Source organism: Roseateles sp. P5_E8, assembly GCF_054177665.1.
In genome coordinates this window covers 1-10178 of sequence record NZ_JBGCUM010000097.1, presented here as the reverse complement: position 1 = coordinate 10178, position 10178 = coordinate 1, and the positions used below count along the sequence as shown (strand labels likewise).

Here is a 10178-nt window from a genome sequence, read left to right as displayed (position 1 = left end):
CGCCGCATGCGACCCCAAGACGGGCCAACCCGAAGGGCCGGGGCGATTTGCCACGCCATCCGGCGTTGCACCCACCTTGTGGGGTGAGGCCCCACGGCGGCGGTTGCGCCTTGTCTGGCATGGCAACTCGCCCCGGCGCGCACCCATCCCAAAGCCCGACAGCCTCCCCCGTCAGCGCAGGCGCACGGCTTCGCGCTTGGCGCGGTACATGGCTTCGTCGGCCTTGTGCACCAGCACGCCGGGCGAATCACCGTCTTCGGGGTAGACGCTGAAGCCGATGCTGGCCGACACGCGCATGGCATGGCCGGCGAGCAGGCAGGGCTCAGACAGGGCCTGGGCTATCTTGGTGGCGACCTGGGCCACGTCTTCGCTGCGGCTGGCGGCGGCCAGCACGACGAACTCGTCGCCACCGAGGCGGCAGACGGTGTCGCTGTCGCGCACCGTGGCCAGCAACACGCGGGCCGCGTGTTGCAGCAGCAGGTCGCCCACGGCGTGGCCGAACTCGTCGTTGACCTGCTTGAAGCCGTCGATGTCGAGGAAATAGACGGCCAGGCGCTGGCCGTGGCGGCGGGCCACCGCGATGCCGTGGGCCAGACGGTCCCACAGCACCTCGCGGTTGCGCAGGCCGGTCAGCGTATCGGTCTGCGAGGCCTTGACGGCCACCTCCAGCGCTGCGTGGGCGCTCTCCACCTCTTCGGTCACGAGGCGGTTCTCCACCTGCAGGCGCTCGTTCTCGACGCGGGCGTCGCGGGCGGCCAGCAGGCCGCGCTCGCTGCGGGCTTCGAGGATGTCCGTCAGCAGCGTCTGCAGCGTGGCCTCGGCGGCGGCGATCTGCTGCTGCAGCGCGACGAGGCGGCCGCGCGCAGCGTCGTGTTCGTCTTCAGGCGCTGACATGGCTGCGGCGCCCGGGGGCGGTGCTCAGAAGGCGCTGCGCGGGGTGTTGCGGTCCAGCACGGAGGTCAGGTGCTTGCACATGTTCTCGCCCGTGGTGGTCAGCCGCAGCGAGCCGCCATGCCATTCGAGCCAGTTCAGGGTCACGTACTCCTCGATGGTGGCCTCGTCAATGTCGGCGGCGCGGCGGCGCTTGAGGAGGTCGACGGTGGCGAGCAGGCCGTCGCGGAGGGCGTCGCGTCTCAGGGTTTCGGGGGCAATGGGGGCCGACTTCATCAGGATCTCCAGGATGCATGGGCGCTGCGTCGTCGCGGGACGACGGCCGGGCCATGCGGTCGTCAGTGAGTGGCGCCAGGGGCGGGGCGACGGGGCCGGCTCGAAAGAGAATTCGAGAGGGGAGTGTGGGGCTCGCCGCTGAAGGCAGGTGACGACCGATGTGCGCCGGCGGGAGCCGGCAAACCGGGAAAACGCGGGTGTGATGCGTGGTGTCCAGACTACCGAAGTTGTCGCGGCAGTGAGCAGACGCGCGACAGGCTCATGCAGTGTATGCCGCCCCCGTGTCAGACAGCGCCGCGTTCCGCCCGGGGGAGGTCGAATGGACGGCTTCCTGTCAATACACTGAAAACATGCGGTACGCCCCCGTGCGCGTATGCGGCCAATTTTTGACTGGAGATGTGCAATGACAGGGAGAGAAGCCCGTTCCGCGAGCGGGGTCCCCGGCCTGGATGAGGTGTTGCATGGCGGGCTGATTGCCGGCCGGCTCTACCTGATCGATGGCGAACCGGGCGCAGGCAAGACCACGCTGGCGTTGCAGTACCTGATCCAGGGCGTGCGCGAAGGCGAATCCTGCCTCTACGTGACGCTGGGTGAGACGGCCGCCGAGCTGCGCGCGGGAGCGGAGTCGCATGGCCTGACGCTGGACGGTATCGAGATCGTCGAGCTCGTTGCCGACGAGGGCGATCTGCTTGGCGACTCCGAGCTGACGATGTATCACCCCTCCGAGGTGGAGCTGAACGAGACGACCAAGCGCATCCTGGAGGCAGTGGAGCGCTGCAAGCCCAGCCGCATGGTGCTGGACTCGCTGTCCGAGCTGAGCCTGCTGGCCCAGAGTTCCCTTCGCTACCGCCGCCAGATCCTGGCGCTGAAGCAGTTCTTTGTCGGCCGGCACTGCACCGCGCTGTTCCTGGACGACCGCTCGGGCGACACCATCGACACGCAGGTGCACAGCATTGCCTCTGGCGTTATCGCCTTGGAGCGCAAGGCGCCGCCCTATGGGCCGGTGCAGCGGCAGTTGCACGTCACCAAGCTGCGCGGCAGCGACTTCATCAGCGGCCAGCAGGACCTGCTGATCCGGCGGGGCGGGCTGCAGGTGTTCCCGCGGCTCAAGCCCAATGAACATGGTTCGGCCTACGGCCGCGACTCGGTGCCCAGCGGCGTCGCGGCGTTGGACCAGTTGCTCGGCGGCGGCGTGGATCGCGGCACGTCCACGCTGCTCATCGGCCCGGCGGGGTCGGGCAAGTCCACCATCGCGTCGCAGTACGCGGTGGAGGCAGCGCGGCGTGGCACGCATGCGGCCATCTTCACCTTCGAGGAGTCCCGTGCGCTGCTGCTGGACCGTCTTGAAGGCCTGGGCATGGACATCGATGGTCTGGACGGCAACCTGGCGGTGCGCCAGCTCGATCCGGCCGAGGTGCTGCCCAGCCAGTTCGCGAACATCGTGCGCAACGCGGTGGAGCAGGACGGCGCGCGGGTCGTCGTCATCGACAGCCTCAACGGCTACCTGAACGCGATGCCGGAGGAGCGTGCGCTGACCGTCCAACTGCACGAGCTGCTGAGCTACCTCAACAACCACGGCGTTGCGACCTTCCTCGTCGCGACGCAGTCGGGGCTGATGGGCGCCACCATGCGCAACGTCGTCGACACCAGCTATCTGGCAGACGCCATCATGTTGTTCCGCATGTACGAGCATGCCGGCGCGGTGCGCAAGGCGATCTCGGTCGTCAAGAAGCGCAGCGGTCGTCACGAAGACACCATCCGCCAGCTGTGGTTCGACGAGAAAGGCGTCCACCTCGGGCCGCCGCTGACCCATCTGCGCGGTGTTCTGTCGGGCGTGCCCGTCGAACTCGGCAGCGCCAAGGTGCCGGTGGGAGGAGCCGACGATGGCGGCAGGCGGATCTGAGCGCCCCCAGGTCCGGGCTGCGCCCAGCCCGCCCCCCGAGGGGGTCAAGGAAACTTGGGGCGGCCCGGCGTTTCCTCGTGAGCCGACCTACAGCGAGCGGGTGCTCATCCTCGCGCCGACGGCGCGCGATGCGGATGTCACGCGGCGCGCGCTGGCGGGGGCCGACCTGGAGGGCGTTGTCGCCCGCGACTGGCGCCATGCGCAGGAGCTGATCCACGACGGCGCCGGCGCGTTGATGTTCACCGACCTGACGCTGGCCGGGCCTGGTTTTGCCGGTCTGCTGGTTTCTTTGCAGAGCCAGCCGGCCTGGTCCAACCTGCCGCTGCTGGCCTTGTGCCGCCAGGGCCTGCTGGCGCCGACGCTGCGCGAGGCCGGGCTGCGCAACCTGACGGTGCTGGACCGGCCGACGTCGATGCGCACCATGCTCAGCGCCGTGATGACGGCGTTGCGCGGGCGGCGCTGGCAGTACCAGATCCGCGACCAGATCGAAACGCTGGTGCAGGCCGACCGCGCGCTGCGCCGGGCCGACCAGCGCAAGGACGAGTTCCTCGCCACGCTGGCGCACGAGCTGCGCAACCCGCTGGCCCCCATCCGCACCGGGTTGGAACTGCTGTCGCAGCTTCCCGCCGACGCCGCCCGCCGCCAGACCGTCACGGCCATGATGGACCGGCAGATGCGCCAGTTGCTGCGCCTCATCGACGACCTGATGGAGGTGTCGCGCATCTCGACCGGCAAGCTCGTGCTGCAACGCGAGCGGCTGGACCTGCGCCGCGTGGTGGAGACGGCGCTGGAATCCTGCGCGCCGCTTGTCGCACGTGGTGGGCATCAGCTGAGCGTCGCGCTGCCCGACGAGGCGCTGTGGGTGGACGGGGACGCGGCCCGGTTGGCGCAATCCTTGAGCAACCTCGTCAACAACGCGGCCAAGTACACGCCCGATGGCGGCCGTATCGCCGTCACGCTGGCGCATGCGGGGCAGCAGGCGGTGCTGGCCGTGCAGGACAGCGGCGTGGGCCTGCCGGCGGACATGACGGCGCGGGTGTTCGACATGTTTGCCCAGGTCAACCGTTCACTGGAGCGCGCCCAGGGCGGCCTGGGCATCGGCCTGGCCCTGGTGCGCAGCCTGGTCACGCTGCACGGCGGCCAGGTCAGTGCCGCCAGCCCGGGCCCGGGACTGGGCAGCACCTTCACGATCCACCTGCCGCTGCTGGCCGTGCAGGCCGCACCCGTGGCCGCCGCGCCCGAGGTGGCGGCGCAGCCGAACAAGCCGCTGCGCGTGCTCGTCGTGGACGACAACGAGGACGCCGCCGAGTCGCTGGCGATGCTGCTGTCGCTGGAAGGCCATGAGGTGCGCGTCCAGCACAGCGGCGCGGACGCGCTGGAGGCCGCGCCGGTGTTCCAGCCCCAGGCGGTCTTCTGCGACGTGGGCATGCCTGGCATGACGGGCCACGAGTTCGCCACCAAGCTGCGCCAGGATCCGCGCTTCACGACGACCTTGCTGGTCGCGCTGACCGGCTGGGGCACCGAGGAGGACAAGCGCCGCTCGCGCGCCGCGGGCTTCGACGAGCACCTGACCAAGCCTGCCGGCGTTGAAGCGGTGTCAGTGCTGCTGGCCCATCTCTAGTCTTTCCGCTCGAACCACTTCGACCGCAGCAGTACCGCCGCGTCGCCCTCGGCGACGTAGAGCGTGGGTTGGCTGCCGTCGAACTCGTAGAGCCGCCCGCTCACCACGCCGCGCACGACGACCGGGGCACTGGCTCGGTAGTGCACCAGCACGCGCCGCTCGCTGGGGGCCGCGGCGGCGCGGGCCGGGGCGGGGTTCATGGCCTGGCGCAGCGCGGCGCGGCCTTGTCCGCAACATCCCATGTCAGTTCTCCTTGAGGTGAGCTTTGTCGAGCGCCGCCTCGATGATGCAGACCGCACCGGAGAGCGCCAGCACGCTCAGCAACCAACTGCCCACGTCGCCCGCCAGCAGCAGCGCCAGCGGCGCGGCCACCCACAGCGACAGGCAGTAGGGGCAGTCCATCATCTGACCCCATATGCTGGTGCCCAGGCGCTGGCGCAGCTTGAGCACGAGGTCGAAGGGCCCATCCTCGGCGGCCAGCAGATGCGTGATGCGCCAGGCCGCGAGCACGGCGAGCAACAGGCGGGGCCAGAAACCCAGCTCCTCCAAGGTCACACCGGCTCCGGGCCGTTGATGATCTTGATCGGGAACAGGATCCACCCTGAATAGTGGACGGTGCCCTCGTTGACGACCGTCTTGTCCGACGCCTCCAGGATGACGTTGTAGACGCAGGCCTCGCCCGGGCCGAGCAACTGGTCACCGGGCAGGCCGAGCGGGTTGCTGGCGGCGTCCAGCACCTGCAGGTTCCACGGTGTCAGCGTGCCGGTGGCCAGGCTCTCGGCGGGCAGGGCGAGGGCGCGCGGCGGCACGGTGTTGGTGGAGTTGATGAGCACCACCTGCGGCGACAGCGCGCCCTGCTTGACGAAGCGCACCTGGTAGCTATCGAAGTTGTTGCTGGTAGGCGCGGTGAGGTCGTTGCGGTCGATGTACTGGTCCCAGGCATAACCGCGCACATCGACGGTCTTGAACACGCCCTCGGACGTCTGCGTGTACATGTCCGAGCAGGGCGCCTGGTTGCCGATGCCGACGATGGCCGCCTGGATGGGCTCGTTGTCGACCCAGGCGCGCTGGATGTCGTAGTAGGTGTTGCCGGCGGTGTCGACGACCTGCAGCAGCATGCTGAACTTGCCGCTCGCGCCCTGCTGGTTGGGCGGGTCCTGCTGCGGCAGGGTGTGGCTGTTGAAGGCGCTGGGCGCGAGGGACGGCACGTTCCAGCAGGTGCAGAAGTTGGCGGAGTCGATGTGCACGCAGATGCATTCGCTGCGCGAGCTCCACACGTTGGTCAGAACGCTGGGCGTGGGGTCGCCGTCGAGCACGTTGCTGCTGCGCACCTGGTCGGCCGTGTAGTTGATGGGCGGGCCACTGGGCTGGGCGATGCTCATCGGGTTGAACTCGACGTGCGTGACCAGACGCCAGTCGCCGCCGGGCACGATGGCCGTGAACGGCGCGGGCTGCGGCGCGCTGAAGCTCGGGTCGGGGATGGCCCAGATCGTGTACTCGCGGATCTTTTCGCCGAAGCAGCCGTACACATTGGCCGCGCCGCGCACATGCATGCTGCCGCCGATGGTGGCGAGGGCCGCAGCGGCGCTGTCGCTGGCGCGCAGCGGCTCGGCGGGGCTGGTGTAGTCCACCGACCAGGGCGAGCTGACGCGCTTGATGTAGACCTCGTTGACCGACAGCGAGAAGCTGCCCGTGCACGGGGGCTGCAGCTCGGCGCCGGTGTTGGAGAAGACACGCAGCGTCAGCGTGAAGGTGGTGGAGCTGAGCAGCTCGATGCCGGCGTCCACGGCGCACTTGCGCGTGTCCACCCAGCCGAGGTTGCCGCCCGACACCGAGAAGTTGCCCTGAATGGCGGCCACGTCGGGCTGGGCCAGGTTGTTCGGGTAGATGACGACACCGCTGAGCAGGTTGCCGCCGGGGCTGCGCACCTCGATGAGGTAGTGGCCGAAGTTGATGCCCTCGGCGTCGCCGCGCACGGGCTCCAGGATGCGGCCCGGCAGGATGTCGGTTTCGCCGCGCACGCAGCCCGCCGGCTTGACCAGCGCGCAGTGCAGCGGGCGCCGGCAGCGGCGCAGGCAGGCGCGGTAGCTGCGCAGGCAGCGGAACACGTCACGCAGGTTGCGGGCCCGCGCCAGGCAGCAGCCGAAGCGGATGGCGCACAGCGCCCAGCAGCGGCAGAACCAGAAGAAGGGGTCGGCGCGGTGCTTGGCGATCAGCTCGCGGCCCATCAGCGCGGCGGCCGTGTCGGTGCTGAGCAGGCGCTCCAGGATCTGCGTGTTGGCGTCGCCGTCCTCGAAGCAGTCGAGCTGGCCGGCGAGCACCTGGTCCGGCAGGCCCTGGGCGAAATCGACGCTGGCGAGTTGGTCGTCCAGGTAGGGCTTGTAGGCCTCGGCCAGGGCCTTGACGAGGTGGTTGAAGTCCGCTCGGTCGGCGGCGGTGGGCGGGTTGGCGATGGGCGCGCCCAGCACCTCGCGCACGCAGCGCCAGTAGCGCCAGAGGTAGTAGCTGGAGCCGCGGAACGAGCGCGGCCCGCGGCACATCAGCCAGCCGAAGACGATGCAGCAGCGCAGGTGCAGCAGGCACCAGCGCCAGCGCTCCAGGGGCCCGAGCTGCTCGCGCAGGTCCGCGGGCAGCAGGCGTTGCGCAACGTCCTCGCTGCTGAAGCGCTCGAAGAGGGCGAAGGCCTGGTTGAACTCGTCCTCGCAGCTCGGCGGGTTGGCGAGGGCCTCCTTGATGAGGGCGTCTGGGGACTCGGCGCGTTGCAGGTCCGCAGTGAGGATGGGCTTGTAGGCGTTCAGCAGCTCGCCGAGGACGAACCGGAAGTCGTCGTCCAGCGGTTCGTTGCTGTCGTCATCGCTGACGAGCGAGAGCGCGTCCAGCTCATGGGTGAGGTGCGTCGGCGCTGCGCGCGGTGGCTTGGGGGTGGTGGCCATGGCTTGTCTCCTTGAAAGGGAATGCGGGTTGGCGGCGCTGTTGCGCTTCTTCCAACAACCCTAGTTCGCCCAACAAGTGCAAGCCCCCCTAAGGGCGGCTGGAGATATTCACGTGCATTCGGCTTGAAAGCGCCGGCGTCGTGCCACCAGCAGCAGGCCGCCGAGCATCAGCACCAGCGTGCCCGGTTCGGGCACCGGCGCGGCTTCGAAGTGCATCAGCTTCACGTCTGTTGTGCTCACCTGCACGTCGAAGCTGCCGCCGGCAAAGGCCACGCGCCCGCCCAGCACGTTGGCGAAGGCGCCGCTGACGCTGGCGGCGCTGAGGATGGTGAAGACGTCGTCGTCGTCGGGCTTGAAGCCGCCCCACAGGCTCAGCTCCAGCGCACCGGCCAGCAGCGCGCTGCCGGCGACATTGACGCGGTCATTGCCGCTGCCGGGCACGAGGCCGCCCACTTCGATCTGCAGGCCACCCAGCGGGTCGAACTGCAGCGGGCCGCTGAAGCTGAGCAGCCCGGGCGACTGGCCCGGTGCGATGCGCACGCCGCCGGTCAGTTGCGCGCGATACATGGAGAACGTGCCGGTGCCGCCCAGCACGCCGCCCTGCACGGTGGTGATGCCGGTGTTGGCCGGGTGACCGGCATCGGCGAGGAAGACGCGGCTGCCCGCGCCGGCCTCGATGCGGCCGCCGTGGTTGTCGATGACGGTGTCGGCATTGCCGGGGCCGATGCGCAGGTCGGCGCCGTCAGCCGCGGCGAGGGTGCTTTGGTTGGTGATGGCGCGCAGCCTCAGGTCCAGCGTCGAGCCGGCACCGTGCGCCTCGACGCGGCCGTGGTTGAGCAGGTCGACCTGCACGACGCCTGCGCTGTTCAGGGCCGTCGTCAGCGTCTGCTGGCTGCCGATGGCCAGCAGCGCGTCGGCCGTGCCCTTGGTGATGAGGTTCTCGTTGCCGGCCGCCACCAGCAGTCGGCCGCTGCCTTGCAGGTTCACCGTGCCGTTGACCAGCAGCCGTGCATTGCCGGAGAGCCAGTTGGTGCCGTCGAACACCTCCAGCGTGCCCTGGTTGCTGAGGGTGCCCGCGAGGTAGAGGCTGCTGCCGCTGTTGCTGCGCACGGTGGCGCCGGGCTCGATGGCGAGGCTGTCCAGCACGGCGAAGCGGTTGGTGTCGAAGCGGCCCGCGCCGGCCAGCGTGCCGCCGCGAATGGTGACCACGCCCGTCACCGACGGATGGCTGCCCGACAGCGAGATGGAACTGCCCGCGCCGGCCTCGATGCGACCGCCGGTGTTGTCGATCAGCGTGTCGGCATTGCCGATGCCGATGTTGAGGAGGCTGCCGTCCATGGCGGCCAGCACGCCGGTGTTGCGGATGCTGGCCACCTGGGCCTGCAGGAAGGAGTCGGCGCCGCGCGCCTCGATGCGACCCTGGTTGACGAGGTTCACGGTGATGAGGCCGGCAGCTCCTGCGTCCGTCGTGACCGTCTGCTGTGCGCCGATGCTGAGCAGCGAGCCGCTGCCCGACTTGTCGATGACGCCCTCGCTGGCGATGAAGCGCACGCGGCCCGTGCCGGTCAGCGCCACCTCGCCCGAGACCCACAGCCGCGCGGGGCCGGAGGTCCAGTTGGTGTTGTCGAACACCTCGAGGGTGCCGTGGTTGACGATGCTGCCGGCCAGGCCCAGGCTGCTGCCGCTGTAGGTGCGCGCGGTGGCGCCGGCGGCGATGGTCAGCGCCTCGCTGCCGCTGCCGTCCAGCATGGCGAAGCGGGCGGCGGCGATGTGGCCGGCGCCGGTCAGCGTGCCGCCCCGAATGGTCGTCGTGCCGTAGTTGGAGGGGTGGCCGCCCGACAGCGTGATGAAGCTGCCCGCGCCCACGTCGATGCGCCCGCCGGTGTTGTCGATCAGCGTGTCGGCATCACCCAGGCCGATGTTGAAGGTCGCGCCGTCGGTGGCGGCTAGCACGCCGGTGTTGCGGATGCTGGACACGAGCGCCTGCACGTTGGAGCCTGCCCCACGCGATTCGAAGCGACCCTGGTTGACGACGTCGACCTTGACGGTGCCTTGCGCGCCGACGGCGGTGGTGAGGGTCTGGGCACTGCCCAGCGTCAGCTTGGCGTTCGCGCCGCCCGAGTCGATCAGGCCTTCGGTGCCCAGGAACTTCACCTGGCCGCCGCCACTCAGCAGCACATCGCCGCCAATCCACAGCCGCGCGTTGCCGGACAGCCAGTTGGTGCCGTCGTACACCTCGATGAGGCCGTCGTTGGCGATGTTGCCCAGCAGGCCCAGGCTGCTGCCGCTGCCGGTGCGCACCGTGCTGCCGGCTTCGATGGCCAGGCTGTCCAGCACGGCGAAGCGGTAGGTGTCGATGCGGCCGCCGCCGGCTATTGCGCCGCCGAGGATGGTCGTCGTGCCGTAGTTGGAGGGGTGGCTGCCCGACAGGCTGATGACGCTGCCCGCGCCGGTCTCGATGCGGCCGCTGCGGTTGTCGATCAGCGTGTTGGCGTCGCCCAGGCCGATGTTGAAGGTGGCGCCCTCGAAGGCGCCGACGACGCCGGTGTTGCGG

8 protein-coding genes are annotated in these 10178 nt (G+C 69.7%); 2 read left to right on the top strand and 6 right to left on the bottom strand.

Features of this window, described 5'->3' with window-relative positions; translation table 11 throughout:
• Positions 1 to 171 precede the first annotated feature (171 nt).
• Both ACXRVZ_RS26885 and ACXRVZ_RS26880 read right to left on the bottom strand, forming a co-directional pair.
• The gene (locus ACXRVZ_RS26885) at positions 172 to 894 is read right to left on the bottom strand and encodes a GGDEF domain-containing protein (RefSeq protein WP_457426899.1); all 723 of its coding nucleotides are present in this window, start codon (positions 892 to 894) and stop codon (positions 172 to 174) included.
• A gap of 24 nt (positions 895 to 918) precedes the next feature.
• Positions 919 to 1167 (bottom strand): hypothetical protein, encoded by a 249-nt coding sequence (locus ACXRVZ_RS26880; RefSeq protein ID WP_457426897.1) that lies wholly within the window; start codon positions 1165 to 1167, stop codon positions 919 to 921.
• A 403-nt stretch (positions 1168 to 1570) separates the two neighbouring features.
• Between ACXRVZ_RS26880 and ACXRVZ_RS26875 the strand changes: the two genes are divergently transcribed.
• Both ACXRVZ_RS26875 and ACXRVZ_RS26870 read left to right on the top strand, forming a co-directional pair.
• Entirely contained in the window at positions 1571 to 3070 is a 1500-nt protein-coding gene (locus ACXRVZ_RS26875; RefSeq protein ID WP_458233067.1) for an ATPase domain-containing protein, read from the top strand.
• Between the two features lie 100 nt (positions 3071 to 3170).
• Entirely contained in the window at positions 3171 to 4691 is a 1521-nt protein-coding gene (locus ACXRVZ_RS26870) for a hybrid sensor histidine kinase/response regulator (RefSeq protein WP_458233066.1), read from the top strand.
• Here ACXRVZ_RS26870 and ACXRVZ_RS26865 read toward each other — a convergent pair.
• The 4 genes from ACXRVZ_RS26865 to ACXRVZ_RS26850 all read right to left on the bottom strand — a co-directional run.
• Positions 4688 to 4933: a hypothetical protein gene (locus tag ACXRVZ_RS26865; RefSeq protein ID WP_457426891.1), complete on the bottom strand. Its 246-nt coding sequence runs from the start codon at positions 4931 to 4933 to the stop codon at positions 4688 to 4690. The two genes, ACXRVZ_RS26870 and ACXRVZ_RS26865, sit on opposite strands and share 4 nt — an antisense overlap.
• A gap of 1 nt (position 4934) precedes the next feature.
• Complete coding sequence (locus tag ACXRVZ_RS26860) at positions 4935 to 5246, bottom strand: DUF1360 domain-containing protein (protein WP_457426889.1); 312 nt, start codon at positions 5244 to 5246, stop codon at positions 4935 to 4937.
• Entirely contained in the window at positions 5243 to 7624 is a 2382-nt protein-coding gene (locus ACXRVZ_RS26855) for a hypothetical protein (RefSeq protein ID WP_458233065.1), read from the bottom strand. Before ACXRVZ_RS26855 ends, ACXRVZ_RS26860 begins: the two co-directional genes overlap by 4 nt.
• A 108-nt stretch (positions 7625 to 7732) precedes the next feature.
• On the bottom strand, positions 7733 to 10178 hold a 2446-nt coding region (locus ACXRVZ_RS26850; protein WP_458233064.1), incomplete at its 5' end, for a PEP-CTERM sorting domain-containing protein.